19 protein-coding genes and 1 pseudogene are annotated in these 26,995 nt (G+C 62.9%); 9 read left to right on the top strand and 11 right to left on the bottom strand.

Translation table 11 applies throughout. The annotated features are described in order from the left end of the window. The 4 genes from HX783_RS24270 to HX783_RS24255 all read right to left on the bottom strand — a co-directional run bounded on the left by HX783_RS24270 (position 1) and on the right by HX783_RS24255 (position 5,743). Complete coding sequence (locus HX783_RS24270) at positions 1-1,194, bottom strand: EAL domain-containing protein (protein WP_159957953.1); 1,194 nt, start codon at positions 1,192-1,194, stop codon at positions 1-3. Then, complete coding sequence (locus HX783_RS24265; RefSeq protein ID WP_177018537.1) at positions 1,181-3,979, bottom strand: ATP-binding protein; 2,799 nt, start codon at positions 3,977-3,979, stop codon at positions 1,181-1,183. Before HX783_RS24265 ends, HX783_RS24270 begins: the two co-directional genes overlap by 14 nt. Before the next feature lie 73 nt (positions 3,980-4,052). Then, the gene (locus HX783_RS24260; RefSeq protein ID WP_177018520.1) at positions 4,053-5,033 is read right to left on the bottom strand and encodes a fimbrial protein; all 981 of its coding nucleotides are present in this window, start codon (positions 5,031-5,033) and stop codon (positions 4,053-4,055) included. Positions 5,034-5,056: 23 nt separating this feature from the next. After that, complete coding sequence (locus HX783_RS24255; protein ID WP_237235678.1) at positions 5,057-5,743, bottom strand: molecular chaperone; 687 nt, start codon at positions 5,741-5,743, stop codon at positions 5,057-5,059. A gap of 206 nt (positions 5,744-5,949) precedes the next feature. Here HX783_RS24255 and HX783_RS24250 point away from each other — a divergent pair, with 206 nt between their 5' ends. Next, a complete protein-coding gene (locus HX783_RS24250) occupies positions 5,950-6,471 on the top strand; it encodes a chemotaxis protein CheY (protein WP_177018519.1) in 522 nt (173 codons plus the stop codon). A gap of 376 nt (positions 6,472-6,847) precedes the next feature. On the opposite strand, the gene HX783_RS24245 is transcribed toward HX783_RS24250, so the two are convergent. After that, the gene (locus tag HX783_RS24245; RefSeq protein WP_177018518.1) at positions 6,848-7,924 is read right to left on the bottom strand and encodes an aldo/keto reductase; all 1,077 of its coding nucleotides are present in this window, start codon (positions 7,922-7,924) and stop codon (positions 6,848-6,850) included. A 130-nt stretch (positions 7,925-8,054) separates the two neighbouring features. Between HX783_RS24245 and HX783_RS24240 the strand changes: the two genes are divergently transcribed. Both HX783_RS24240 and fetB read left to right on the top strand, forming a co-directional pair. Continuing rightward, entirely contained in the window at positions 8,055-8,732 is a 678-nt protein-coding gene (locus HX783_RS24240; RefSeq protein ID WP_177018517.1) for an ATP-binding cassette domain-containing protein, read from the top strand. Beyond that, positions 8,729-9,523: an iron export ABC transporter permease subunit FetB gene (fetB, locus tag HX783_RS24235; RefSeq protein ID WP_177018516.1), complete on the top strand. Its 795-nt coding sequence runs from the start codon at positions 8,729-8,731 to the stop codon at positions 9,521-9,523. Before HX783_RS24240 ends, fetB begins: the two co-directional genes overlap by 4 nt. A gap of 3 nt (positions 9,524-9,526) precedes the next feature. On the opposite strand, the pseudogene HX783_RS24230 reads toward fetB, so the two are convergent. From HX783_RS24230 to HX783_RS24215, 4 genes and pseudogenes are all read right to left on the bottom strand, one after another. Next, a pseudogene (locus HX783_RS24230) lies at positions 9,527-9,640 on the bottom strand (DUF2599 domain-containing protein); the annotation flags it as partial. A gap of 154 nt (positions 9,641-9,794) precedes the next feature. After that, a complete protein-coding gene (locus HX783_RS24225) occupies positions 9,795-10,847 on the bottom strand; it encodes an L-idonate 5-dehydrogenase (protein ID WP_177018515.1) in 1,053 nt (350 codons plus the stop codon). 14 nt (positions 10,848-10,861) lie between these two features. Beyond that, positions 10,862-11,635 (bottom strand): glucose 1-dehydrogenase, encoded by a 774-nt coding sequence (locus tag HX783_RS24220; RefSeq protein ID WP_177018514.1) that lies wholly within the window; start codon positions 11,633-11,635, stop codon positions 10,862-10,864. Between the two features lie 20 nt (positions 11,636-11,655). Beyond that, positions 11,656-13,008: a GntP family permease gene (locus tag HX783_RS24215; protein WP_177018513.1), complete on the bottom strand. Its 1,353-nt coding sequence runs from the start codon at positions 13,006-13,008 to the stop codon at positions 11,656-11,658. A 142-nt stretch (positions 13,009-13,150) separates the two neighbouring features. On the opposite strand from HX783_RS24215, the gene HX783_RS24210 reads away from it, so the two are divergent. The 5 genes from HX783_RS24210 to HX783_RS24190 all read left to right on the top strand — a co-directional run bounded on the left by HX783_RS24210 (position 13,151) and on the right by HX783_RS24190 (position 17,597). Next, entirely contained in the window at positions 13,151-14,023 is an 873-nt protein-coding gene (locus HX783_RS24210) for a LysR family transcriptional regulator (RefSeq protein ID WP_177018512.1), read from the top strand. A gap of 105 nt (positions 14,024-14,128) precedes the next feature. After that, positions 14,129-14,761, top strand: coding sequence for a glutathione S-transferase family protein (locus HX783_RS24205; RefSeq protein WP_177018511.1), 633 nt, complete (start codon positions 14,129-14,131; stop codon positions 14,759-14,761). A gap of 16 nt (positions 14,762-14,777) precedes the next feature. Continuing rightward, complete coding sequence (locus tag HX783_RS24200; protein ID WP_177018510.1) at positions 14,778-15,698, top strand: LysR family transcriptional regulator; 921 nt, start codon at positions 14,778-14,780, stop codon at positions 15,696-15,698. Beyond that, the gene (locus HX783_RS24195) at positions 15,698-16,582 is read left to right on the top strand and encodes a LysR family transcriptional regulator (protein WP_177018509.1); all 885 of its coding nucleotides are present in this window, start codon (positions 15,698-15,700) and stop codon (positions 16,580-16,582) included. The genes HX783_RS24200 and HX783_RS24195 overlap by 1 nt, the downstream gene beginning before the upstream one ends. A gap of 79 nt (positions 16,583-16,661) precedes the next feature. Beyond that, positions 16,662-17,597, top strand: a complete 936-nt coding sequence (locus HX783_RS24190; protein WP_177018508.1) for a pyridoxamine 5'-phosphate oxidase family protein — start codon at positions 16,662-16,664, stop codon at positions 17,595-17,597. Between the two features lie 101 nt (positions 17,598-17,698). Here HX783_RS24190 and adeC read toward each other — a convergent pair whose 3' ends face one another. Continuing rightward, positions 17,699-19,120, bottom strand: coding sequence for an AdeC/AdeK/OprM family multidrug efflux complex outer membrane factor (gene adeC / locus HX783_RS24185; protein ID WP_177018536.1), 1,422 nt, complete (start codon positions 19,118-19,120; stop codon positions 17,699-17,701). Then, positions 19,120-19,914, bottom strand: a complete 795-nt coding sequence (locus HX783_RS24180; RefSeq protein ID WP_159957921.1) for a helix-turn-helix transcriptional regulator — start codon at positions 19,912-19,914, stop codon at positions 19,120-19,122. Before HX783_RS24180 ends, adeC begins: the two co-directional genes overlap by 1 nt. Positions 19,915-20,404: 490 nt before the next feature. Here HX783_RS24180 and HX783_RS24175 point away from each other — a divergent pair, with 490 nt between their 5' ends. Then, on the top strand, positions 20,405-26,674 hold the full coding sequence (locus tag HX783_RS24175) for a non-ribosomal peptide synthetase (RefSeq protein WP_177018507.1): 6,270 nt from the start codon (positions 20,405-20,407) through the stop codon (positions 26,672-26,674). Positions 26,675-26,995: the final 321 nt, after the last annotated feature.

The raw sequence follows: 26,995 nt of genomic DNA, 5'->3' as shown, positions 1-26,995 counted from the left end.
CTAGTGAGATGTCGCGGGGCCATCATTGTTCAGAAGTTGTTGAAATTGTTCGGAAGAAACTGCGTGTGAAATCAGAAAACCTTGCACCTGATTGCAGTCGACCTTGCGCAGCAGGGCCAGCTGCTGCGGTGTTTCCACGCCTTCGGCGACCACCGTCAAGCCGAGTTTGCGCCCCAGCGCGATGATGCTCGCCAACGCCTGGGCCATGCCCTCGTTGTCGTGGCAGCCCTGCACCAGCGCCTGGTCGATCTTCAATTCGGTAAATGGCGTGGAGACCAGGTTCAAGTACGAGCTGTAACCCTTGCCAAAATCATCCTGGGACAAGCCGAAGCCCTTGATGCGCAGGCGGCAGGCACCGGCGTAGAAGTTGCTGATGTCCTGGGGCACCGAGCACTCCATCAACTCGAAGCAGATCATTCCCGGAATGCCGTCGTGGTGCAGCACGAATTCCAGCAAACGGTCGGCCAGGTCGTGGCTGTTGAGCAGGTGCGTGGGCAGGTTGATCGACACCGGGATTTCATACCCACGCTGGCGCCAGCGTTCCTGGGCGTGAATCGCCTGTTTGAGCACCACCCACAACAGGCGTTCTTCCAGCTCGAATGCCTTGATCGCCGGCAGGAATGCGGCGGGCAGCATCACGCCTTGCTCGGGGTGCATCCAGCGCACCAGCGCTTCGGCGGCGACAATGCGCCCGTTGGCGAGGGATTTTTTCGGTTGGAACCAGGCCTGCAACTGGCCGCTGCTCATGGCCTGCACCAGGGTGTGGCGGTCGATATCCAGGTGTTCGGGCAAATCGGGGGAGGGCTTGCGCACGCTGGTCCTGAGCTGGTCCACCAGGCTGCGCAGGGCGTCGGCAGCGACCGGTTTGGAGATCAGCCCGATGACTTCCACGTCGAGGTTTTTCGCCACCAGGCTTGCAGCCATCAACATGCGCCGCGATGCCGCGCTCATGATTGCCAGCGCCGGCTTGCACCGCAGGCTGGCCAGGCACTGAATGAACTGCACGCCGTCCATGCCGGGCATCAACAGGTCGGTCAGTACCAGGTCGAAATCGCGCTGGCGCAGGCGCTCCAGCGCTTCTTTACCGTCCTCGGCGGTTTCGAGCATGAAATCCCCCAACTCACTGAGCAAGTGCTGCAGGTAGATGTGCTGCAGGGGATGGTCCTCAACAATCAAAATACTAAGGGGCTTCATGGGTGATCCGTGCATAAGGCGCCAGGGAGTTGAATAGAGCCCGCAACGCAAAGGGTTTGACCAGGCAATGGTTCATGCCGGCGGCCAGGCACAGGTCGGCCTCGCCGCGCATGGCGTTGGCGGTGGCCCCGATAATCGGCAACGGGCAGCCCTGGCGCCGCAGTTCACGCGCCAGTTCATAGCCGTTGATGTGGGGCATGTTCACGTCCGTCAACACCACGTCGAAGTTGCCGGCGGTGTACAGCTGCAACGCTTCCTGACCATCGGCCGCCAGCTCCACGGTGCAGCCGAGTTCTTCGAGTTGGTCACGCAAAATCAGCTGGTTGATGATGTTGTCCTCCGCCACCAGCAAGTGCAGGTTGAGTTTGTTCAAGTCACGCTGGTGCGTGTGCTCATCGGCGCGGGCCACCCACAGCCCCTGCGCCTGGCTCACGGCTTGGTGAATGGCGCCGAGGTGGTTGAGGTTGACGTGCCAGGCGCCGGCGTCGGCTTCCAGCGGCGTGCAGGCATTACTGCTGACGTGGATCACCGGGCCCGGCCATTCCGGCACCAGCAACGGGTCGACGCTGCCGGGGTGTACTTGCAGCAGCAGGTGGCTGTCGGGCAGCGTCGGCAGCCCGGCCTGGGCGCGTGCGCCCCAGCGGCGCAACCAGCCGCTGATGGCATGCGCGAGTTCCGGGATGGGCGAGACCACGTAAATGGTCTCGGCCAACAGCGGTGTCATCGGTGGGGTCGGCGCTTCTTCCAGCGGCAGGATCAGGCTGAAGCTACTGCCCAGCCCCAGTTCGCTGACCATGCGGATATTGCCGTTCATCAATTCGGTCAGGCGCTGGCAGATCGGCAGGCCCAGGCCGGTGCCGGCGACCACGTTGGTATTGCCTTCGCTCTGGTAGAACGGCTCGAAAATCATCGCCTGGTCTTCCTGAGCGATGCCTTTGCCGGTGTCCGAGACTTGCCATAGCAGGCTGGAGCGCTCGCCGTCGCGGCCGAGCACTTTGACCCGCAGCACCACGCGGCCGTAGTCGGTGAACTTCACCGCGTTGTTGAGCAGGTTATTCAGGATCTGGCGGATGCGCGTCACGTCGCCGATCAAGCGCTCCGGCAACTTCGGGTCGAAGCACGCATACAGTTGCAGGCCTTTGCCCTGGGCGGCCGCGGCATAGCCCTGGATGATTTCGTGGACCAGGTCCAGCGGCGAGAACTCACTCAACTCCAGCGCCAGTTGCCCGGCCTCGATCTTCGACACATCGAGCACGTCGCAAATCAGCTGCAGCAAGGTTGAAGACGAGCCTTCGATGGCATGCAGGTAGTCCTTTTGCTGGGTATCCAGTTGCGTGCGCGCCAGCAATTCCAGGGTGCCAAGCACGCCGTACAGCGGCGTGCGGATTTCATGGCTCATGGTCGCCAGGAACAGCGTCTTGGCGGCGTTGGCCGCGTCCGCCGACTGCCGCGCTTCCTCCAGTGCCGCTTCGACTTGCTTGCGCGCACTGATATCGCTGAACGCGCAAAACAGCACGTCCTCGCCTTTGTAGCGGGTCGGCGCACTGCTCAAGTACAGGTGGCGGCCGTCGATGGTTTCAAAATAGTCGCTGCGTTCGGACGGTTCGCCGGCGAACGCCTGTTCGATCCAGCCGGCACGCAGGGTTTCGCGCTCCGGGCCGTTGCCCAGCCATTGCTGGGCCAGGGTGTTTTCCAGCACCACCTGGCCGTCGGTGCGGCGCAGTACGCACAGGGCAACAGGCGCGGTCTGGATCACATCACGGCCGAACGCCTCGCTTTCGATCAACGCCTGGATGCGATGGATCGAAGGAATGATGAAACGCTGGTCGACGCGGCGCATCACCAGCCAGATCAGCGTCAGGCTCAGCAGGCAAAACAGCAGCGAACCGAGCAGCTGTTTCCACAGGCCGGTGACCACGGCGCGCAGGTCGATGGAATACATCAGCTGCCAGTCGGAGGATTTCAAGTGCTTGCGAATCACCAGGTGGTCGGGCAGCCAACCGCCGCCGACAAAGCCGAAGAAGTTGTCTTCCTTGGGCTTGAGGCGTTGCTGGCGCATCTGCGTGTCATCGCTGTTGGTGAACACCAGCATGCCCTGGGAGTTGAGCATCCTGAATTCACCGGCACTCTGGTCGCCGAGGGCCTGGGACACTTCGCGGCTTTCCATCTCCAGGCCCAGCCAGCCGGAGTTGGGGTCTTGGCGGTCCAGGCGGATAAAAATGTACAGGTGCGAGTGCTGCTCGGTGCGGTCACTCAGCCACAGCTCGTTGAGCGTGGCCGGGTCGCTGTGTTGCAAGGTCTTGAGGCGCTTGAGCATGCACTTGGAGATCGGCAGCACTTGCGCGGTTGCGTCGTACAGCCGCATCACTTGCGGGTTGGGGCCGGCGTTCACATACAGCAGGTTGAGCTGCTTGGCCTTGAGGTAGTCGCGCAGGCGCGCGGTCAGCCAGATGCTCCATTGGTTGCCGGGCGTGTCGCCCAGGTACACATGTTCTTCTTCCGGGGACGAGGGGTAAATTTTCGACTGCTTGCGCACCGCTGACAGGCTCAGGCTTTCGAGCAGGGCCTGGCGGTTGGTGAAAAAGGTATGCGCTTCGGCGATGGCGCTGCTCATGTAGCCGCGGCGCTCGGAGATATCGTTATTGAAGGTGGACAGCAGAAAGGTATAGACCCCGCTCAAGATGCCGATGAGCAGCACGGTCGCAAAAATACGAAGCAGCCTTCTGGCTGCTTCGGGTCGGGAGAGGACGGGGTTGATCTGGAGCAGATAACTTTTCAATCGCATCGGCGGACTGTAAGCGCGAGCGTACGTCGATGGCATAAGACGATCCTTAAAGCATGCCCGATTAATTAAGGGCTTACTTGTAATACATATCTACCACCACCGCCGCGTCGAACGCGCCCGGGATCGGCAGGGTGCGCCATTTCAGGTCGGCGCGAAATTCATCGTGGCTCTGGCCCAGGCCCATCAGCTCCTGCAGGGTGAACCAGTTATTGAATGCCAGCGGCTGCTGGCTCTCGGCGCGCGACAATGAGATGCCCACTGACTTGTTGTTGTCCGGCACCAGCAAGCCGTTGACCACACTGCCGCCGCCCGGCGTGGTCGCGAAGCGTGCGCTGACGGTGTAGGGCGTGTCGCAGCCCTTGCGCAGGTTCAGGCTGAAGTTCGCGCTGCTGGCGACTTCGCCGATTGCAAACTTGCGTGAGGGCATCGGGAAGCTGACCACGTTGGGAGTGATGGTCAGCTCGGGGGTGCACGGCACGAAGCGGATGCCGTTCATGCCGGTGACCACGTAGTTGAAGTTGCTGTTGGGCCTTGAGTTGAGCCCGCGTACGCCGTCCAGCTGGAACACGCGGTATGAGGTCAAGGTACTGGCCTGGCCGCTGGGGGGCGTGGGGTCGTATTTTTCGATGAACACGCTGAAGTTGAGGGTGAAGCGCGCCTTGTCCCAACCGACGCAGTTGGAGGTGCAGCCGCGGTCGGAAAAGAACCCGGTGCCGACCTTGCCGGTACTTTGGGTGATCGGCTGGTTGTTGTAGCGAATGCCCACACGGATACCCGTGCCAATGCTGACGTTGGCCGGGTTGACGTAGAAGTAGATTTCCTCGCGGCCGTAGTTGTAGTCGTCTTTGCAGATCACATTGGTGGAGCGTGGGCCGGACTCCCAGATGATGCTGCCGTTGGGCGCATCGGCCGCCACCGCCAGTGCGGTGCCCAGCGCTTCCTGGGTAATGATCGAGCCGGTGCCGTCCTCACGGCAGGCCAGCGCATGGCTGGTGGCCGGCAAGATGGCGCAGGCCCACAGCAGTAGGGGTAAGCAGCGTTTGGTCAGTGACATGGGGGCAAATACCTCGCGAACTATCAGTTCAGCGCCGCGCTGTGGCGGGCCTGCAAACCGATGTCGGTGATTTCGGTGAAGTGAAGCGTGGTGCCTTTGGGCAAGGGGCTTGGCGCCGTCAGGGTTTTGCGCTCGTACGGCTTGAGCAGCAGGTAATCACTGAGCGCCAGGTTGTCGGTTTGCAGGTTCACCAGTGACAGGTGGAACGCGCTGGGGTTGTGGACCGTGACGGTGCGCCCGTCGTCGCTGCGCCATTGCAGTTGCTGCACGGCTTCGGCCGAACCGCCCTTGAGCGCGGGCGGCCGATAGAACAGCTTGAGCCGCTGGCGTATCGCAAACTGCACACTGTTGGGGTCTTCGGGCTTGAGCGGGATTTCCATGATGTTGAGCCAGAACAACGATTCGCGGTCGCTGGGCAAGCCTTCACCGGCATACAGGATGCGTAACGGGTGATGCTCGCCGGCACCCAGCTGCACCAGCGGTTCAGTGGCGGCAAATGGCACGGTGCGGCCCGCCGAATCGTCCTCGCCGGTGATCCAGGTTTGCACCACGACCTCACGTGATGCCTGGTTGACCACGTTAATGGTGGCGCCCTTGTCCTGGCCGAAATAGATCAGGCGTGTGCCTTCGATTTTCAGCGCCGCGCTGGCGGGCGGCGGCGCGAGGGCGAATAAACCGCCGGCTAAAATCACCATTCTGAGTAGAAACATGAGCACAGGTGCAATCCATGGGAGCGTGTGGGAACGCAGCGCATGGTAGAGGCCGGACTGTGCGAAGGCTTTCAGGCGATTCTTAAAAGGTGCGGCGAGCCCCCGGTTACCGTTTCAGAATCGCCTTAAAGTCTGTTTCGGCCCTGACGGGTAACGTGATCAGCGTTGAATGATCGACGCGGATGCCCACCTGCCAGGTTTACCCTATGTCCAATAAAGCGTTACGCCTTCTGATTGCCGATGCAGACCTTCTGCAACGGATCAAGATCGAGAAAATGCTCAACCAGTTGGGCTATCACCGCATCGCCCCCTTGAGCTCGTTCGACGAGCTGCAGGCATTGACGCGTACGGACGGCGTGGCGTTCGATCTGTTGATCATCAACACCGCGCTGGTGCATTCGCGCCAGGTCAACCTGTTGAAGTACTGCCACGACAACCCGCTGATTCGCCACACACTGATCTACGACGGGCAATGTGCACAGAGCTCGGTGGTGTCGGTATCGGTGAGCCAGACGTTGCACCTGTCGCTGTCGCAATCGCCGGACTTCAACTCGCTGCGCCGCTGCATGGAAATGGTCGACCCCGACCATAGCCTGCCGACGGTCGAGCGCCCGACACTGCGCGCCGTCGAAAGCCGGGTCAGCCAGTTCTCCAGCGTGCCGCGCGCCAATTACCAGGGCGATCCGGCGGTGGTGGCGTGCGCGGTCGGGTTGTCGCCCAAGCGTTGAGCGTCAGCCGCGCCAGACGGGCAGGTTGTCGTCGCCCAGCGTCCAGTGCGGCTGGCGGGGTGTGAGACAGACCCCGCCGACCCAGCGCGGCTAACCCGGCGTCCTGCCGGGTTACCCACGGATTCAAGCCTGCGTGCGGCCATCGTGGTTTACGGGGCCTGTCAGATCAAGATCAAAATCTACAGCACGGCGGCCTGGTAGCCGACTTGAGTGGTAGAAGCTAAAGCAGGGCAAAGGCACAGCACCACAGCATCCATCTGATGGAATGCGATCCAAATGTGGGAGCTGGCTTGCCTGCGAAAGCGGTGGCTCAGTTACACATGAGTTGGCTGATACACCGCTATCGCGAGCAAGCCCACCTTAAGTTGGCGGCGTCTTACCTATCTTTTCTGGCATCCATGGTCTTCTGATGCTCGGCCAGGAACGGCTGCTCCGCTGGGTCGAAGCGATCAATTCCGGCGGTAAAGCGATGCCAGTACGGGTACAACGGCTGGCGCCGTGTCACGGCCTCGATGCGTGAAGATTGCTCTTCGGTGAGTTTCAGTTCGGTCGCTGCGAGGTTGTCGCGCAGGTGCGCTTCGGTACGCGCGCCGACGATCAACGAGGTGATCCCAGGCCGATCCTTGAGCCACGCCAGGCAGGTACGCGCCACCGACACGCCATGTTCATCACCAACGGCAGCGAGGGTCTCGATGATGTCCAGCGCACGTTCCCTGTCATGCACGTAGGGTTCCGGCCAGCCGCTGCCCTGGCGGGTAGTGGTTGGCGGTTTTTGCCCACGGCGGGTCGAACCGGTCAACAGGCCTTCGCCCATCGGGCCCCACACCAGCGTGCCGATGGACTGGTCCAGCGCCAGCGGCAGCAGTTCGTACTCGGCTTCGCGCGATTCCGGGGTGTAGTAAATCTGCTGGGTGATCGGTTTGAGCATGCCGTGCAGCTCGGCCTTGCCCAGGGTTTTCATCATCTGCCAGGCGGTGAAGTTGCTGGTGCCGAAGTAGCGAATCTTGCCCGAACCCACCAACAGCCGCAGCGCTTCGAGGGTTTCCTCGATGGGCGTCATGCCGTCCCAGTTATGCAGTTGGTAGAGGTCGATGTGGTCAGTGCCCAGGCGTTTCAAACTGGCTTCGCAGGCGCGAATCAGGTGGTAGCGCGAGGAACCGGAGTTGTTCGGGTTGTTGTCCACGGGGCTGCGGCCCTTGGTGGCCAGCAGGATGTCGTGGCGCTTGTCGCCCAGGGCTTTGCCCACCACTTCTTCGGCGAGGCCGTGGGAGTAGAGGTCGGCGGTGTCGACCATATTCACCCCGGCGTCGAACGCGATGTCGAACATGCGCTTGGCCAGGGGCACGTCCACCGCGCCGCATTTTTCGAACTCGGCGCGACCGCCGAAGGGCACGGTGCCCAGGATGATTTCGGATACCAGCAGGCCTGAGTGGCCCAGTTGTCGGTATTGCATGTCGCCTCCTGTTTACGTTGCACGTGAAGGTGTGAACGACATGAATGGCGATAGTTTGAATTTTTTCATGAAATCTTCGTGCGCCTGCCGCACCATTGCGCCAACAGGCTTTGAGAGGAACACCGCGTCCATGAGCGCACTGATAGAAACCCGCGCCCTCACGCGCAGGGACGAGCGCCGTCAGCTGGCATTGCTCCAGCCCACGGATTTCACCTTGAACCACGGCGACCGCGTGTCGATCACCGGCTCCTCCGGCTCCGGCAAGAGCGTGTTCCTGCGCGCGCTGGCGTTGCTGGATGCGCCCACCTCCGGGCAGATTTTGTGGAATGGCCAGGCTATCGCCAACGCCGAGATTCCCCACTACCGCAGCCATATCAGCTACCTGTCGCAACGCCCGGCGTTGCTGGAAGGCACGGTGGAAGACAACCTGCGTTTTCCCTTCAGCCTCAAGACGCTGCGCACGCGCAGTTTCGATCTGCAGGCTGTGACGACGCTGCTCGGGCATGCCGGTAAAACCCCGGACTTCTTGCAGAAAAACGCCGGTGACCTGTCGGGCGGTGAGTCCCAGGTGGTGTCGTTGATTCGCACCTTGCAACTGAACCCGGAAGTGCTGTTGCTCGACGAACCCACGGCGGCCCTCGATCCCACGTCATCGCGTGATGTGGAGGCACTGATCGACGTCTGGTTTGCCGGCGACAAATCGCGCGCTTATATCTGGGTGTCCCACGACCTCGATCAGGCCCAGCGCATGAGCGCCATCCACTTGCAGATGAACGCCGGAGTGTTGAGCGGAGCGACCCAGCCATGAATTATCAAAACCTCAGCGCGCTGGACATGGGCATCGCCGCCTCGCTGATCCTGATCAATGGCGCGCTGTCCTTGCTGCTGCGCCTGGGCCTTGGCCGCCAATTGCTGTGGGCGGCGGTGCGCACCGTGGTGCAGCTGCTGGCCATCGGTTACCTGCTGGGCTGGGTGTTCGAGTTCGCGTATTGGTACGTGGTGCTGCCGCTGATGTGTGCGATGACCTTGATCGCCGGCCTGTCGGCGGCAGGGCGCGGGCGCCGCACTTACCGTGGGCAACGGGTCGACAGCATCCTGTCGGTGTGGGGCAGTTCGTGGCTGGTTACGGCGGTGGGGTTGTTTGCGGTGATCCGCATCCACCCGTGGTACGAGCCGCAATACGCGATTCCGATTCTGGGGATGATCCTCGGCAATACCCTGACCGGCGTGTCTCTGGGCATCGAACGCATGACCCAGGAACTGACCTCGGGCCGCAACACCATCGAAATGATCCTGGCCCTCGGCGGTTCACGCTGGGAAGCCGCGCAAGAAGCCATTCGCCAGGCCGTGCGCGCCGGGATGATCCCGACGCTGAACCAGATGACCGTGGTCGGCATCGTCAGCTTGCCCGGCATGATGACCGGCCAGGTGCTGGCGGGGGAGAGCCCGGTGGACGCGGTGCGCTATCAGATCGTGATCATGTTTCTGATCGCCGCGTCGTCAGCGTTGGGCACGGTAGGTGCGGTACTGCTCACCTACCGGCGGTTGTTTTCCACCAGCCACCGGTTTTTGCGGGATCGGCTCGAAGAGCGCGCCTGAGCCTCAGGTGTTGTTGCAGCCCTTGGCAATCGAGTCTTCATTGGAGGTGTAGGGCCGTGACGGCTCCAGGTTCCACTCCGGCTTGTTGCGGGCGATATTGAAGTGGCACACCAGTCGGCTTCAGCAACGCAGATCAAATGTGGGAGCTGGCTTGCCTGCGATAGCGGTGGGGCAGCCAAATCAAGGTCGACTGATGTGCCGCCATCGCAGGCAAGCCAGCTCCCACAGGGGGATCCAATTTTGCTGGGGGGATTGCATGCCAGGCCAGGCGTCAGCCCAGGTCAGGCACACCAAAATCCAGCACCACTTTCATCGCCTGGGTCTTGTCCGCCGCCAACTCAAATGCCTGCACCGCCTCGCCAAATGGCACGGTGTGGGAGATCACCGGGCGGACGTCCACAATCTGGCGATTGAGCAAATCCACCGCCTGGGCGAACTCGCTGTGGAAGCGGAAGGTGCCGCGCAAATCGATCTCGCGGCTGACCAGCAGATTCAACGGCAACGATACATCGCCGCCCAACCCCACCGTCACCAGCACACCACGCGGGGCGATGCATTCCAGGCCGTTGCGCAGGGCCTGGGCGCTGCCGGAGACCTCGAACATCACGTCGAAGTAGCCCTTTTCGGCGGTGTAGCGCTTCAGTGCATCGGTACCGTCGGCGATGTTATGGGTGCGCGTGGCGCCCATTTTTTCGGCGCAGGCGAGGGCGCTGGCGGACAGGTCCACGGCCACGATTTCACCGGCGCCCGCAGCGCGCAAGCTACCGATCAGCAGGTTGCCGATTGGGCCGCAACCGGTCACCAGTACGCGTTTGCCGAACACCGCACCGGCGCGTTGGATCGCGTGCAAACCCACGGACAGCGGCTCAGCCAAAGCGCCCTCGGTGAGGCTGACGTGGTCGGCCAGGCGATGGGCCTGATGGGTTTCGATCACCAGGCTTTGGCGAAACGCGCCCTGGATATGCGGAAAGGGCATCGCGCTGCCGTAGAAGCGCATGTTCAGGCAATGGTTCGGCAAACCTTGATGGCAATAGCGGCAGGCGCCGCACGGGCGCGAGGGCGACACTGCAATGCGCTGGCCGACCTTGAACAACCCGGCGTCGCTGCCCACCGCATCGATCACCGCCGACACTTCATGGCCAAGCACCATCGGCTCACGCAGGCGCACGGTGCCGAAGCCGCCGTGCTGGTAATAGTGCAAATCCGAACCGCAGATGCCGCCCCGCGCAATGCGCACGCGCAGTTGGTCGGGGGCGAGGGTTTGCGGTTCGTCCTGAGGGTCGACCCGCAAGTCTTTTGAAGCGTGACAGACGATAGCGTGCATAACGTTCTCCAGGATTACAGCGACGCGGTGATGCCACCGTCGACGTACAGGATATGGCCATTGACGAAGCTGGCGGCGTCGCTGGCGAGGAACACGGCGGCACCGGCCAGTTCGGCCACGTCGCCCCAACGGCGGCTCGGCGTGCGTTGCACCAGCCAGTCGCTGAACTCGGGGTTGGCCACCAGGTTGGCGTTCAGTTCGGTCTTGAAGTAGCCAGGGCCGATACCGTTGACCGTCAACCCATGCGGGCCCCAGTCGATGGCCATGCCCTTGGTGAGCATTTTCAACGCGCCCTTGCTGGCCGCATACGGCGCAATCCCAGGGCGGCCCAGTTCACTTTGTACCGAACAGATGTTGATGATGCGCCCACGCTTGCGCGGGATCATCGCCCGCGCCACCGCCTGGCCGACCAGAAACGCGCTGTCGAGGTTGGTGCTGATCAGCTCGCGCCAGTGCTGCTCGCTGTAGTTCTCCAGTGGGCCACGGCGCTGCATGCCGGCGTTGTTAACGAGGATTTCCAGCGCCCCAAGGCGTTCTTCGATATCGGCCACGGCAGCCTGGATCGCCGCGCTGTCGGTCACGTCAAACGCCTGGGTGTGCACTTCCAGCCCTTCGGCGGCGAGCAGTGCCGCCGCATCGCGCAAGGTGCTGCGGTTGCGCCCGTTAAGCACCACCCGCGCACCGGCCTGGGCCAGGCCACGGGCAATCGCCAGGCCGATACCGGCGCTGGAACCGGTGACCAGCGCGAGCCGGCCATCGAGGCGAAAGTTGTCTAAAACGCTTTGCATGGGCTACCTCTCCTAACGCTTCACACCACCAACGACAGCAGCATGATGAACCCCAGCGCACTGAAGGAAAGCACAGTCTCCATCAGCGTCCAGGTCTTGAAAGTTTCGACGACGGTCATGTTGAAGTACTGCTTCACCAGCCAGAAACCGGCGTCATTGACGTGCGACAGCACCAGGGAACCGGCGCCGGTGGCGAGCACCAGCAGCTCGCGGTTCACACCCGGCATCAAGCCGATCACCGGCGCGACAATCCCCGCGCCGGTGATGGTCGCCACGGTGGCCGAGCCGGTGGCCACGCGAATCACCGCCGCCACCAGCCACGCGAGCAGGATCGGCGAGATCTCGGCGCGCACCGCCATATGCCCGATCACATCCCCCACACCGCTGGCCACCAGCATCTGCTTGAAGCCGCCGCCCGCACCGACGATCAGCACAATGGCGGCGGTCGGGGCCAGGCTCGAATCCAACAGCTTGCTCAGCTGTTCACGCGAGAAACCGCGGGCCGCCCCAAAGGTATAGAACGCCAGCAGCAGCGCCGCGAGCAGCGCGGTGATCGGGTGGCCGATAAAGTCCATCCACACGCGGAACACGCTGTCGGCAGCGAAGGCCACGTCGGCGAAGGTCTTGAGCAGCATCAGCACCACCGGCAGCAGGATGGTGGTGACGGTGATGCCAAAACCCGGCAGGTTGTCGCCCGAGGACTCTTTGGCCAACTGCTCCATCAGTTCCGGCGAGGCCTGGCCGGGTACGTAGCGTGAAATCAGGTTGCCGAACAGCGGCCCGGCGATCACTGCCGTGGGCAGGCCGACAATCAACCCGTAGAAAATCGTCTTGCCGATGTCCGCGCCAAAAATCCCGATGGCCAGCAGCGGCCCCGGATGCGGCGGCACCAGCCCATGTACCACCGACAACCCGGCGAGCAGCGGCATGCCGACCTTGATCAGCGACAACCCGGTGCGCCGCGCGACGATAAATACCAGCGGAATCAGCAGCACAAAACCGATTTCGAAAAACAGCGGAATGCCCACCAGAAACGCCGAGAACATCATCGCCCAGTGCACGCGTTGCTTGCCGAACGCACGAATCAAGGTGCGCGCGATCTGGTCGGCGCCGCCGGAGTCGGCCATCAACTTGCCGAGCATGGTGCCCAGGCCAAGGATGATGCCGACAAACCCCAATACGCCGCCGAAACCGTCCTGGAACGACTTCATCACCTTGTCCACCGGCATGCCGGACGTCAGGCCGAGAAAGCCTGCGGCCACGGTCAGCGCAACAAAAGGGTGAACCTTTAAATGGGTGATCAACAATATCAATCCGACAATCGTGACCAGCGCATCTAGTAGCAGATAAGTGTCGTTAGCCATGCCGAGCATGGTGCCTCCTTGTTGTCATTGTTATAGGCAAAGCCCTGTCATATCGTGTATGACGGTGACTTACTTCACCGCAGCGGCGCTCAAGCGTCCAATTTTCATTTGTGATCGGGTGATCATTTTTCATGATTACCGAGGGAATTCGATGGAGTTAAAGCACTTGCGCGCCTTTGTGGTGCTCGCTGAAACCCTGCACTTCGGCCGGGCGGCGGCGCAGCTGTCGATCGTGCAACCGGCGCTGAGCATGCAGATCAAGCTGCTCGAAAGTGGCCTGGGCGTGCGCCTGCTGGATCGCAATCGCCATTCGGTGACCTTGACCGACGCTGGGCGTGCCTTCTTGCCCGAGGCCCAGGCCACCTTGCACCAGGCAGCAAAGGCCGCGGATGCGGCGCGGGCGTCCAGCCGTGGCGAAATCGGCCGGGTGCGCCTGGGGTTCGTGTCTTCAGTGCTGCCGCAACTGTTGCCGCAGTTGATCCGCGCGGTGCACCAGCGGTATCCGCGTATCGAACTGGAACTCAAGGACATGCCCGGCCCCGACCAGGCCGCTGCGTTGAAAAACGGCCTGCTGGATTTCGGCCTGATGCGCCTGCCCGCTGCCCATCCCGGCGTGCAGACCCGCGCCGTGCTGCGTGAAAGTTTTTGCGTGGCGCTGCCGATCGAGCATCCCCTGGCCGCCCAGGAAACTATCCAACCCACGGATCTGCTCAACGTGCCGGTGTACATCCTCGCGCGGCGTTATGCGCCGGGGTTCTATGACGAATTCATCCACGCGCTGGGCATCACCCTGGACATCGCCTCGGAACTGGGTGAGTTCACCACCATGCTCGCACTGGTTTCTGCCGGGTTGGGCGTTGGTGTGTTGCCGCAGCAGGCCGCGCGTGCGCTGCCGGCCAACTGCGTGTCGCGGCACCTGGAGTTGGGCGCATTTGAGGCCAGTACCGGACTGGCCTGGACCGAGCTGGACAGCGCGGTGAAGACCACCTTGTTCAACCTGATTGTGGAATTGTTTGGCGAGTGATTGTTTCATTGGCTGAAATGCTGGATTGTAAATCCTGGTGATTCCATCGATCAGTGCAGCGGTAGAACATGGCTGGTGTCGATAACCCACTGTTTGGAGCCTCTCATGTCCCAGCCCCTGATCAAACTCTATGGTTTCCCGCTGTCCGGCCACTCCCACCGGGTTGAGCTGATGTTGTCGCTGCTGGGCCTGCCCAGTGAATTTATCCTGGTCGACCTCAAGCAAGGCGCGCAGAAAACGCCTGAGTTTGTCGCCACCCTCAACAGCTTCGGCCAGGTGCCGGTGATTGACGACAATGGCACCGTGTTGGCCGATTCCAATGCGATCCTGGTGTACCTCGCGAACACCTACGGTGACCGCCAATGGCTGCCGAGTGACCCTGTCGGCCAGGCGCGTGTGCAACGCTGGCTGTCGGCTGCGGCCGGGCAACTCCACGCCGGGCCGGCTGCCGCGCGATTGGCCGTGGTGTTTGGCGCCGAGGTCGATACCGTCACCGCCATCAACCGCTCGCATGCTCTGTTGAAGGTGATGGAACAACAATTGAGCCACAGCCGCTTCCTGGCCAGCGAACAGCCGAGCATCGCCGACGTCGCGTTCTACACCTACGTGGCCCATGCGCCGGAAGGCAATGTGTCGCTGGCCGACTACCCTCAGGTAAGCGCCTGGCTCGCCAGCATCGAGGCCTTGCCGGGCTTCGTCGGCATGCCGCGCACGGCGGTGGGGCTGCAATCACAGTAACGAGCGAGAGGCGCCGATGGACCGATTTCATGAAATGCAGGTGTTTCTCGCGGTGGCCGAGGAGCAAGGCTTCGCTGCCGCGGCGCGGCGCCTGAAAACCTCGCCGCCCAGCGTGACGCGGGCCATCGCCGCGATGGAGCAGCGCATCGGCACCCAGTTGCTGGCGCGCACTACTCGTAGCCTGCACCTGACCGAAGCCGGCCAGCGTTATCTGGACGATTGCCGGCGCATCCTCGCCGAACTGGATGAGGCCGAAGAAGCGGCGGCGGGCAGCTATTCGATTCCGTGTGGTCACCTGACGCTGACCGCGCCGGTGCTGTTTGGCGAATTGTATGTGGCGCCAGTGCTGGGCGATTACCTGGACCGTTTCCCCCAAGTGAGCATCAACGCCTTGCTGGTCGACCGCGTGGTGAACATGGTCGATGAAGGCGTGGACGTGGCCGTGCGCATCGGCCATCTGCAGGCGCCGGGGCAGCAGGCGATCAAGGTCGGCGAAGTGCGCCGAGTGGTGTGCGCGGCGCCCGGTTATCTCGACCAGCATGGGCGGCCGTCGCGGCCCGAGCAATTGCGGCAAGCGAAAATCGTCACCTCGTCCTCCAGCCAGTTGGTGAGTGAGTGGCGGTTTGTCGATGGCGACCAGCCACTGACCGTGCCCATCGAACCGCGTTTAGTGGTGACGGCCAACAATGCGGCGATCAACCTCGCGCGTCTGGGCTGGGGCGTGACGCGGGTGTTGTCTTATCAGGTCGCCGCGTCGGTGGCGGCGGGCGAGCTGGAGATTGTGCTTGAGGCGTTCGAGCCGGCACCGCTGCCGATCCAGGTGGTGTTTCAGCAGAGTGGCCGCGTACCGGCCAAGGTCCACACCTTCGTCGACTTCCTCACCCATCGCCTCGGGCAGGACGCGGCCCTGAACCCGTCGATGAAACGGCGCAGCTGATGGAGCGTTATCGCGACATGCAGCTGTTTGCGGCATTGGCCGGGCAACCGAGCCTGGCTTCGGCGGCGCGTGACGCGCACGTTTCCGGCCCAACCCTGGTGCGCGCGATTGCCCGCCTGGAGGCACGCCTGCGCGTGGCGTTGCTGCAACGCAGTACGCGGGGTGTGTGCCTGACCGATGCCGGCAACGCCTACCTGATCGACTGCGTGCGCTTGCTGGCGGCTGTGGACGCTGCCGAAGCCTCGGCCAACGGCTTGCATGTGCGGCCCCAGGGCAACCTGCGGGTGTTTCTGCCGTGGCTGTTCAGCCGCTATGTGATGGCGCCGGTGTTGGCCGGTTACATGGACCGTTACCCCGACGTGCGCCTCGTCGCGCACTATCACGACTATTACCCCAACCTGCATGAAGAAGGGCTGGACGTGGCGGTTCTCGTCGGTGAACTGCCCAGCTCGTCACTGATTGCGCGACCGGTCGGGCAGGTGCGGCATAGGCTCTGCGCAAGCCCCGGCTACCTCGCGGCCCACGGCGAACCCCGGCACCCGGACGACCTCAGACAGCACCACTTGATCGCCAGCGCCGATCAGGTGCACTGGGATTTTCAGCACGGCCACCTGAAGGCGCGCGCACGCCTCAGTTGCACCACGGTGCAAGGCGCGATCAATGCCGCGGTACAGGGTGCAGGAATCATCCGGTGCCAGAGCTACCCGGTTCACCAACACCTGCTGAGCGGCCAGTTATGCCGGGTGTTGCCCGCGTTTGAGCCGCCGCCATTGCCGGTGCATGTGGTCTACCGTGAAGGCCGCCATGCGCCAATGCGCGTGCGCAGTTTTGTCGACCACTGTGTGGCGGCGCTGCGTGAACATCCGGCATTTCAGCTGGCGTAACAGTGGATTGCCAAACCTGGGCATTCTCTCGATGCGGGGCAGGGCATAGCCTCCACACATCTAACTTGAGGTGATCGCCATGAACCTGATCGAACAGTCCCCGTGGCATGCCGGTGAACGGCAGATGCAGGAAAGTGCCGGTGTCGCCGAGCGCATGGCGGTGGTCGGGACCAAGGTGATTCGTGATCATTTGCCCGAACAGCACCGGGATTTCTACCCGTTGTTGCCGTACCTGCTGCTCGGTGTGGTGGATGCGCAGGGCATTCCCTGGGCGACCTTGCTGGAAGGTGCGCCGGGGTTTGCCCATTCGCCGGACCCACAGACGTTGCAGATCGACAGCCTGCCGTCCAAAGCCGATCCGGCGCTGGCGGCCTTGCACAGCGGCGCGTCCGTGGGCCTGCTCGGCATCGACCTCAACACCCGCCGCCGCAACCGCATGAACGGCCGCATCGGCAGCCTGGATCACGAGGGGTTTTCGGTCGACGTGGTGCATACCTTCGGCAACTGCCCCAAGTACATTCAGCTGCGGCCCGTGGATGCAATCGCGCGCAAACCTGGGACCCAGGCCGAGCACTTGAACGGCCTGGACGAGGCTGCGCAAACCATGATTCGCAACGCCGACACCTTCTTCGTCGCCAGCTTCGTGGACGTGGCGGGCGAACGCTCGGTGGACGTTTCTCACCGTGGCGGCAACAGTGGGTTTGTACGCGTCGAAGGTAACGTGCTGACCATCCCGGACTTTGCCGGCAACCTGTTCTTCAACACCTTGGGCAACCTGTCGGCCAACCCGGTGGCGGGGTTGCTGTTTATCGATTTCGAGTCGGGTGACGTGCTGCAGATTGCCGGGCACACGTCGCTGATCCTCAGCGGCCCTGAAGTGGCGAAGTTTGAAGGTGCGCAGCGGTTGTGGACAGTGACCGTCGAGCACGTGGTGCGCCGCCCGGCGGCGTTGGCGTTGCGCTGGCAGTTTGCCGAGTTTTCGCCGTTCAGCCTGGCGATGGGCGGTTGGCAATGATTTAGGGCGCTGCCGGATTCTTTGTGGCAAGCCTGCTCGCCACAACAAGCCTGCTAACCACAACAAGCCAGCTCCCACATTTGGGCTTCATTACATTCAGGTCAGCGCCTTGCCAGCACCGGCGCATTCTCCCAAGCCCCGCCCAGCGCCGTGTACAGATTCACCTCCGCCACCAACTGCGCCAGCCGATCGACAATCAGCGCCTGCTGCGAGCTGAACAGCGAGCGCTGTGCATCGAGGAACGTCAGGTTGCTGTCGACGCCGCTGCGATAGCGGTGTTGGGCCAAATCGTAATAGGCCTGGTTGGCCGCGACAAAATCTCGCTGCGCCTCAAGCTGGTCGTTGAAGGTCTGGCGGGCGGCGAGGCCGTCGGCGACTTCCTGGAAGGCGGTCTGGATCGACTTTTCATACTGCGCCACGCTGATGTCTTTTTGCAGTTTGGCGTAGTCCAGGCTTGCACGCAGGCTGCCGGCGTTGAAGATCGGCAGGTTGATCTGCGGCTGGAAGGTCCAGGTGCCCGAGCCGCCCTTGAACAATCCCGACAGCTCTTTGCTGGTGCTGCCGGCGTTGGCCGTGAGGGTGACCGACGGAAAGAACGCCGCACGGGCCGCGCCGATATTGGCGTTGGCGGCCTGCAATTGGTATTCGGCCTGGAGGATATCCGGGCGACGCTGCAGCAGGTCGGACGGCAGGCCTGCGGGCACGCGCGCCACCAGGTCATCGGCGAGCGGGCGTGCCGGCAGGTTTTCATCCACTGGGCCGCCCACCAGCAGGGCGAGGTTGTTGAGGTCCTGGGCGACTTGGCGTTCATAGCGGGCCACGCTGGCGCGCGTGCTTTCCACCGCCGTGCGCGCTTGCACCACCTCCAGCGCCGAAGCTTTGCCCGCACTTTTGCTGCGGCTGGTCAGTTGCCAGCTGTGGTCGTTGGCCACCAGGGTTTGCTGTGCCAGGGCCAGCAGTTCCTGGTCGGCGCGCCAGGTCAGGTAGGCATTGGCGACGTTGGCCACCAGGCTCAATTGCGTGCTGCGCCGGGCTTCTTCGGTGCTGAAATACGTCAGCAGCGCCTGTTCGCTGAGGCTGCGCACACGGCCGAACAAGTCCAGCTCATACGCGCTGAGCCCCAAGGTGGCAGAGTAGTTGGAGGTAATCGCAGACTTGCCGGTGCCGGTCACATCCCCCGGCACCTTCTGGCGTTTGCCGGCGCCGGTGGCGGACACCGCCGGGAACAGGTCCGCACGCTGGATGCGGTATTGCGCCTGGAAGGCCTCGACGTTCAACGCGGCTACTCGCAGGTCGCGGTTATTCACCAGCGCATGGCCAATCAACTGCTGCAATGCCGGGTCGTGAAACAGCTGCTGCCAGTCGGGCGTCGCCGCCACCGCACCGGCCTGCGCCAGGCGGTAGACGCCGTCTTGAGGGAACTGAGCCGGTACAGGCGCGGCGGGCCGTTGGTAGTCGGGGATCAGCGAACAACCGCTGAGTAACCACGCCATGCTGACGCCAGTGAGCATGCATTTGTTCATCAGGCGCCAACCATCCATTTGGCCAAACCATGGCGGCCACTCACGCCCAACTTGGCGGCGGCGCGCTTGAGGTAGGTTTCAATCGAGCTGTTTTTCACGCTGAGTTTTTCCGCCATTTGCGGCACGGTGCCGCCGGTCAACAGGCCCAGGCAGACTTCCTGCTCCCGCGCCGACAAGGTGACGTCGCTCAGGGACAGCCGCTTGTAGAACTCGCGCTGCAACTGCGATTGCTCCAGTTGGCTGTGCACCGGCTCGGCCTCCGGGTGCGGCGCCTGGCGCAGCAACTGCGCGTGCCGCTCCATCAGCGGTAACAGAGTGTCCGACAGGCACTTGAGAAACGACAACTCGGCCAGGGAAAATCCCTGTTGCGTCGGTGGGCGGTAGAACGAAATCACGCAGCGACGATTGCCCTGGCGCGACACCAGGTTGCACTGGTGAGAACTGCCCAGCGGGTGTGCGCTGTCGGCCTTGGCCTTCATCTGGATCAGCAGCGGGTCTTGCATGCGCAGCATTTGCCGCAGCAGCGGGTGGTCTTTCAGTGGGTGCAGGGTTTGCGGCGCAGACAGGTCCTTCTTCAGCCCGGCGCTGCCCAGCAGCTTGATCTCGCGCACGCTGTCGCGCAGTTCATCGAGGGTCCATTCACTGAGGTCCACGAGGTGGATAGGCACCCACTTGTCCACCAGGTGCAGCATGCTCGCGGCGAAGTTCTGGTGGCCGCTGTTTGAAATCAACTCGCCCATTTCAGCGTAGAAATGCGGGCTTTTGGCAGTGCCAATACTACGGGTCAGACTCATAGCCATCTCATCCTTGATGTCGAAAACCGTCAACGGGTGCCCTGGGTCTGCGTGGGGCGGTCCGTGTTCCTTGAACGTAACTCGGCGTTCGAAAGGTCATTTAGCCATAGCGATTTATCCTACGTATGTAGCGGAAACGAGGGACACAACCTGCCATAAAAACCACGTCATTAATTCGACGTTTCTGACGGCGTATTCCGGCCACGAAACGCAGCCATGGTTTTTTAGAATTTATTAAGTTTTTGATAATAAAAAGAAAAATAAATTTTTTAAAAACTTTTATGCGTTATGGCAGCGGCCATCTATAGCCAATTTCCTACAGCCATTTAATCGTTTCAGCAATGAACCATCAGCCAAGCCCGTTTCCGTCCCGTCAGGTGTCCGGGTTTCGGGTGACAGACACGCCCGGACCCCCATGCTCAAATCCGGCAATTTCGGCGTATTGGGCCAGCGTGAGCGGCCAGTGCCTGACACCCATGAGAAGGATCTTATGAAGTATTCCTCAAGCTTGCCGGCCAGCTTCCCCCTCACCGCCGCTCAACAAGACATCTGGCTCGACCAGCTGCGCGTGGGCGATTCGCCGCTGTACAACATTGGCGGTTATGTCGATTTCGCCGGTGCCGTGGACCCCGACTTGATCCAGCGCGCCGTGGAGCGGTTGGTGGCCAAGCACGATGCGTTGCGCACCCAACTGCACACCGATGCCGAGGGCATGGCGCGGCAAACCTTCGATACCGAATGGGTGGTGGAGGTGGTGCAGCACGACTTTTCCAGGCTGCCCGACCCGCAGGCCGCGACCCAGGCGTTGATGCAGGCGCAAATGGCGCAGCCTTACGCCATGACCGGCGAGCCGCTGTTCAGGTTTTTTCTGGTCAAGCTCGACGACGATCATTACCGCCTCGGCACCCAGGCCCACCACCTGATCCTCGACGGCTGGGGCTTCGGCCAGATGCTGCAGTCCTTGGCGCGCCTCTACACCGACCTGCAACACGGCCGACAATCCGAGCCGCAGGCGCCTTCCTATATCGACTTTATCGACACCGACCAGCGCTACCAGCATTCGGCACGTTACGCCCGCGACCGCGCCTACTGGCTGGACAAATACCAGCAGCTACCCGAGCCATTGCTGACGCCGCGCCATAACGCGCAGGCGCCGAGCAACACCCTCGTGCAGGCATTCCCGGTGGCGTTGCTCAACCGCATGGAGCAAGTCGCCAACCGTTATCAGGCTTCGGCCTTCCATGTATTGCTGGCCGCGATGTATGTGTATTTCACCCGCACCAGCCAGCGTGACGAGTGGGTGGTGGGGCTGCCGATTCTTAACCGTTCCAACGCGCGTTTTCGCTCTACTGTGGGCCTGTTCACCCAGGTCAGCGCGGTGCGTTTTCAGTTCGGCGAGCAGTTGTCGTTCAGCGCTCTGGTGCGCGGCGTGCGTGACCAGCTCAAGCAGGATTTCCGCCACCAGCGTTTTCCCCTGAGCGAGATGAACCGCGAATTGGGCCTGCGCCGCACTGGTCGCGGGCAGTTGTTCGACCTGTCGGTGTCCTATGAGCAGGATGACCACGACCTGCGTTACGGCCAGGTGCAGGCGCGGGCGATCAAGGTGTCCAACCACCATGAGCCGCTGCCGATTGCCATCCACCTGCGCAGCAACCGTTACCAGGACACCGCGTGCCTGCATTGCGTCTACAACGAAGCGTACTTTCAGCACGACGAAGTGCAGGCGTTGGCGCAGCGCTTTACCTGGCTGCTCGAACAGGGCCTGGAAAATACCGCGCTGGCAGTCGGTGAGTTCTCGCTGGTCACACCTGCCGAACAGGCCCAACTGCAGCAGTGGAATGCCACCGCGCAGCCGACTGCCACACTGCAAACCCTGCATGGGCGTATCGAGGCGCAGGCCGCGCGCACACCGGATGCCGTGGCGGCGGTGCACCAGGGCCGGCAACTGACCTACGCCCAGCTCGATCAACAGGCCAATGCCTTGGCCCTGCAACTCTTGGAACACGGTGTGCAGCCGGATGACCGGGTGGCAATTGTGGCCCGGCGCGGCCTGGAGACCTTGGTGGGGCTGTTGGCGATTCTCAAGTCCGGCGGCTGCTATGTGCCGGTAGACCCGGCCCATCCTGCCGAGCGCCTGCATTACCTGTTGCACGACAGCGCGCCGGTGGCGGTGTTGACCCAGCAGGATTTACTCCACCGTTTGCCTGCGCTGGACGTGCCGCTGATTCGGCTTGACCAGCCGACCATTCACCATGCTGGCAGCCCGCGCGTGGCGGTCACGCCGTCGAACCTGGCTTATGTGATCTACACCTCCGGCTCCACAGGGTTGCCCAAGGGCGTGATGGTCGAACACCACAGCGTGTCGAACCTGGTGGACTGGCACTGCCAGGCCTTCAACCTGCACGCGGGCAGCCACACCGCCAGCGTGGCGGGGTTCGGTTTTGATGCGATGGCCTGGGAAGTCTGGCCTGCGCTGTGTGTGGGCGCGACACTGCACTTGCCACCGGCCCACGATGGCCCGGAAGACATCGACGCGCTGCTGGGCTGGTGGCGCGCGCAGCCGTTGGACGTGTGCTTCCTGCCGACCCCGGTGGCCGAGTACGCCTTCAGCCAGCGCCTGGAACACCCGACGTTGCGCACCTTGCTGATCGGCGGCGACCGCCTGCGCGCCTTCAGCCGCGCGCAAACATTTGACGTCATCAACAACTACGGCCCCACCGAAGCCACGGTGGTCGCGACTTCCGGGCGGGTCAAGGTCGGCGCGCCGCTGCACATCGGCGCGCCGATTGCCAATGCCACGGTCTACCTGCTGGATCAACAACAACGCCGGGTGCCCATCGGTGTGGCGGGGGAGTTGTACGTCGGTGGCAAGGGCGTGGCGCGCGGTTACCTGAATCGCCCCGACCTGAGCGCCGAGCGCTTTCTTGATGATCCCTTCAGCAATGGGCGCATGTACCGCACCGGCGACCTGGCGCGCCTGTTGCCCAACGGCAATCTTGAATACCTGGGCCGCAACGACGACCAGGTGAAAATCCGTGGTGTGCGTATCGAGCTGGGCGAGATCGAATCCGCGCTGGCCACCCATCCGGCGATCAAGGAAGCGGTGGTGCAGTTTCGCGAAGGGCAGTTACTCGCCTGGATTATCGAGCAGCACAGTGTCGATATCGAAACCCTGCGCGCCCACCTGCAAGCCTCGTTGCCGGAGTACATGCTGCCGGTGGCTTATGTGAAGCTGGACGTGATGCCCCTCACCGCCAACGGCAAACTCGACCGCAAGGCCCTGCCTGAACCTACGCATCAGGCCTTCGTCACGCGCCTGTTCGAGGCGCCATGTGAGGGCGTGGAAACCACCCTGGCGCAGATCTGGACCGAGCTGCTGCAGGTGCAGCCAATCGGCCGGCACGATCATTTTTTCGAACTGGGCGGGCATTCGCTGCTGGCCGTGCAACTGGTGCAACGCATGCGCCAGGCCGGGTTGCGTGCCGACGTGCAGGTGTTGTTCAGTCAGCCGACCCTGGCGGCGTTGGCGGCAGCGAGCGTCGGCAGCGACGTGCAGGTACCGGCCAATCGCATCCCGACCGCTTGCACGCAGATCACCCCCGACATGCTCGCGCTGGCCGAGCTCGATCAACCCAGCCTTGAGCGCATCGTCGCGGGCATCCCCGGCGGGGCGGCCAATGTGCAGGAAATCTACCCGCTGGCGCCGTTGCAGGAAGGCTTGCTATACCACCACATCACCGATGAACGTGATCCGTACCAGCAATGTGCGATGTTCAGTTTTGCCAGCCGCGAGCAGGTGGATGCGTTTGCCCAGGCGCTGCAACAGGTGATCAACCGCCACGATATCCTGCGCACCAGCCTGGTGTGGGATGCCCTTGAGCAACCGATGCAAGTGGTGTGGCGCCAAGCGCAGTTGCGGCTTGAGCCACTGCGCGAACCGGCTGCAGCGCTGGACTTGCGCCAGGCGCCGTTGATGGCCCTGGACTACGCCGAAGAGCCGCACAACCGGCGCTGGGTCGCTCGCTTGCGCTTTCATCACTTGGTCAACGACGCCACCTCGACCACGGTGCTGGTGGACGAGATCCGCGCCCATCTGCTCGGCCAACAGGCGCAACTGCCGGTGCCGGTGCCGTATCGCAACGTGGTCGCACAGAGCCGTTCGCCGCAACGTCTGGCGGCCCACGAAGCCTTCTTCCGTGAGCGCCTGGCGGATGTCGATGAGCCAACCCTGGCGTTCGGTTTACAGGAGCGCCAGGCGGATCGGGATGAAATCGAAGCCTTCGTCCAGCCGCTCAGCGACGCGCTCAACCAACGCCTGCGGGCGCAGGCGCGTGCCCTTGGGGTCAGCGCGGCGAGCCTGTTTCATTTGGCCTGGGCGCAGGTGCTCATCCGCGTCGCGGGCCGCGACGACGTGGTGTTCGGCACCGTGCTGCTCGGCCGTTTGCAGGCCGGCGAGGGCGCCGACCGCGCCTTGGGTATGTTCATCAACACCTTGCCGCTGCGCCTGCGCCTGGCCGGGCAAACCGTACTCGCTGCACTCAATGACACCCACGCCCAACTCAGCGCCTTGCTCGCCCATGAACAGGCCTCGCTCGCGTTGGCGCAGCGTTGCAGCGGTGCGTCGCCGCTGTTCAACAGCTTGCTCAACTACCGTCACACCAGCGCCGACACCGACGTGAACCTGGTGCCGGGCATCGCCTTGCTCAGCAGTGAAGACATTCTCAGCTACCCGCTGATGCTCACGGTGGACGACGTGGCCAGCGGTTTTCGGCTCAAGGCCAAGGCGCCACGCAAGGTCGGCGCGCAGCGCCTGTTGAGCTACCTCGACACGGCCTTGCATGGCCTGGCGCATGCACTTGAGCACGCACCGGGCACGCCATTGCGCGACGTGCAGGTGCTGCCTGCCAGCGAATTGCAACGCTTGTTGGTGGACTTCAACGCCACCGCCACCGACTACCCCGACACCCTCACCGTACAGGCCTTGTTCGAAGCCCATGCGCGGCATATTCCGCATGCCATCGCGGTGCAAGCGGGCGAGCGGCAACTGACGTATCGCGAACTCAACGAGCGTGCTAACCAGCTGGCCTTCCACCTGCGCGAGCGCGGCGTGCAGCCGGATTCGCGGGTGGCGCTGTGCGTCGAACGCGGGTTGGACCTGGTGGTGGGGTTGCTGGCGATTCTCAAGGCGGGCGGCGCGTATGTGCCGCTCGACCCAGGCTACCCGCGCGAGCGCCTGGCCTACATGCTCAACGACAGCCAGCCGGTGGCGCTGCTGGTGCACGCCGCCACGCGCGACCTGCCGGGCGAGGTGTCGATGCCGGTGATCGATTTTGACCACAATGCCTGGAGCCAGGCGCCTGTCGGCAATCCTTCGGTGCCCGGTTTGAGCATGGCCAACCTGGCCTACGTGATGTACACCTCCGGGTCCACCGGCACGCCCAAAGGCGTGATGATCGAACACCGCGGCCTGGGCAATCTCATGCACTGGGGTTCACAGCTGTGCCCGAATGCTGAAGGCGGCGCGTTGTTGCAACGTGCGCCGTTCAGCTTCGATGGCTCGGTGTGGGAGCTGTTCTGGCCGCTGGCCAACGGCATGCGCCTGGTACTCGCACGGCCTGACGGGCACCGTGAACCGGCGTATCTGGCGCAGGTGATTCGCGAGCAGCAGATCACCGTGATCAAGTTCGTACCGGCGATGTTGCAGCAGTTCCTCGAACTGGAAGCGTCAGCCTTGTGCACCAGCCTCACCGACGTGCTCTGCGGCGGCGGCGAACTCACCGAAGCCCTGGCCCGAGGCGTGCAGGCGCGTTTGCCCAAGGTGCGCTTGCATAACGTCTACGGCCCCACCGAAGCCACGGTCGACAGCAGCGCCTGGACCCTGGAACCCGGTGAACCGGTGCCGACCCTGCAACTGCCGATTGGTCGGGCAATCAACAACACGCGCCTGTATGTGCTGGATGAACACGACGCGCCGGTGCCGTTCGGTGTCAGCGGGCAGTTGCATATTGGCGGTGTGGGCGTGGCCCGTGGGTATTTGGGCCTGGAGCAGATGACCGCCGAACGGTTTATCGACAGCCCGTTTGTGGCCGGTGACCGGCTGTATCGCACCGGCGACCTGGTGCGCTACCTGCCCGATGGCAACCTGGAGTTCCTGGGGCGCAATGACTTCCAGGTCAAGCTGCGTGGCGTACGCCTGGAGCTGGGCGAAATTGAATCACGCCTGGCGGCGCACCCGGCCTTGCGTGAAGTGGCGGTGCTGATTCGTGATGAGCGTTTGGTCGCGTACTTCACCTTGCACGGGCCAGCGCCAAGCCTGGACGCCTTGCGCGCCCACGTGCTGGAGCAATTACCGGAGTACATGGTGCCGGCGGCCTTTGTGCAGCTTGACGTATTGCCGCTCAACCCTGCCGGCAAGCTGGACCGCAAGGCACTGCCTGCGCCTGGGTTGGAGTCGGTGGTCAGCCGTGCTTATGAAGCGCCGGTGGGGGAGGTGGAAACCTTGATGTCCGGGATTTGGGCCGAGGTGTTGAAGCTGGAGCGGGTAGGGCGCCACGACCATTTCTTCGAGTTGGGCGGGCATTCGTTGCTGGCGGTGAATGTGGTGGCGCGCATGCGCAAGGCGGGGTTGGAGGTGGATGCGCGAACCTTGTTCAGCCAGCCGACCCTGGCGCAACTTGCGGCGTGTACCGCGACACAGGTGCAGCGTGTGGAAGTGCCCCAGACCGCGATTCCCCAACTTAACCGCCGGCGGCGAATTTGAAGAATGGAGATGGCGAATGTGGGAGCTGGTTTGCCTGCGATGGCCATAGGTATCTACACAACGTTGAGTGCGGCGCTAGTGCCAGGAGAGGGAACTTGCTGTCTGGCAGCTTATAGCTATCTAACTGATGCACCGCGTTCCAAATGTGGGAGGGGGCTTGCCCCCGATGGCGGCCTGACAGCCGACCAGGGTGCTGGATCAGACTGGGTACATATCCATTCCTGCGGTAACGGCCACTTAGGGTTCCGCTCTTACAGCGGCTCACTTTGGAAAAGCCCCAAAGTAAGCAAAGGGCTCTTGCCCCACCACTCGGCACCTCGC

This window comes from Pseudomonas sp. D2002, from assembly GCF_013385735.1.
Taxonomy (GTDB): Bacteria; Pseudomonadota; Gammaproteobacteria; order Pseudomonadales; family Pseudomonadaceae; genus Aquipseudomonas.
This window is presented reverse-complemented; position numbering and strand designations above follow the sequence as displayed.

Coding starts and splice junctions, on each gene's coding strand:
- HX783_RS24270 (WP_159957953.1), bottom strand. CDS start 1,194: ATGAAGCCCCTTAGTATTTTGATTGTTGAGGACCATCCCCTGCAGCAC.
- HX783_RS24265 (WP_177018537.1), bottom strand. CDS start 3,979: ATGCGATTGAAAAGTTATCTGCTCCAGATCAACCCCGTCCTCTCCCGA.
- HX783_RS24260 (WP_177018520.1), bottom strand. CDS start 5,033: ATGTCACTGACCAAACGCTGCTTACCCCTACTGCTGTGGGCCTGCGCC.
- HX783_RS24255 (WP_237235678.1), bottom strand. CDS start 5,743: ATGTTTCTACTCAGAATGGTGATTTTAGCCGGCGGTTTATTCGCCCTC.
- HX783_RS24250 (WP_177018519.1), top strand. CDS start 5,950: ATGTCCAATAAAGCGTTACGCCTTCTGATTGCCGATGCAGACCTTCTG.
- HX783_RS24245 (WP_177018518.1), bottom strand. CDS start 7,924: ATGCAATACCGACAACTGGGCCACTCAGGCCTGCTGGTATCCGAAATC.
- HX783_RS24240 (WP_177018517.1), top strand. CDS start 8,055: ATGAGCGCACTGATAGAAACCCGCGCCCTCACGCGCAGGGACGAGCGC.
- fetB (WP_177018516.1), top strand. CDS start 8,729: ATGAATTATCAAAACCTCAGCGCGCTGGACATGGGCATCGCCGCCTCG.
- HX783_RS24225 (WP_177018515.1), bottom strand. CDS start 10,847: ATGCACGCTATCGTCTGTCACGCTTCAAAAGACTTGCGGGTCGACCCT.
- HX783_RS24220 (WP_177018514.1), bottom strand. CDS start 11,635: ATGCAAAGCGTTTTAGACAACTTTCGCCTCGATGGCCGGCTCGCGCTG.
- HX783_RS24215 (WP_177018513.1), bottom strand. CDS start 13,008: ATGCTCGGCATGGCTAACGACACTTATCTGCTACTAGATGCGCTGGTC.
- HX783_RS24210 (WP_177018512.1), top strand. CDS start 13,151: ATGGAGTTAAAGCACTTGCGCGCCTTTGTGGTGCTCGCTGAAACCCTG.
- HX783_RS24205 (WP_177018511.1), top strand. CDS start 14,129: ATGTCCCAGCCCCTGATCAAACTCTATGGTTTCCCGCTGTCCGGCCAC.
- HX783_RS24200 (WP_177018510.1), top strand. CDS start 14,778: ATGGACCGATTTCATGAAATGCAGGTGTTTCTCGCGGTGGCCGAGGAG.
- HX783_RS24195 (WP_177018509.1), top strand. CDS start 15,698: ATGGAGCGTTATCGCGACATGCAGCTGTTTGCGGCATTGGCCGGGCAA.
- HX783_RS24190 (WP_177018508.1), top strand. CDS start 16,662: ATGAACCTGATCGAACAGTCCCCGTGGCATGCCGGTGAACGGCAGATG.
- adeC (WP_177018536.1), bottom strand. CDS start 19,120: ATGAACAAATGCATGCTCACTGGCGTCAGCATGGCGTGGTTACTCAGC.
- HX783_RS24180 (WP_159957921.1), bottom strand. CDS start 19,914: ATGAGTCTGACCCGTAGTATTGGCACTGCCAAAAGCCCGCATTTCTAC.
- HX783_RS24175 (WP_177018507.1), top strand. CDS start 20,405: ATGAAGTATTCCTCAAGCTTGCCGGCCAGCTTCCCCCTCACCGCCGCT.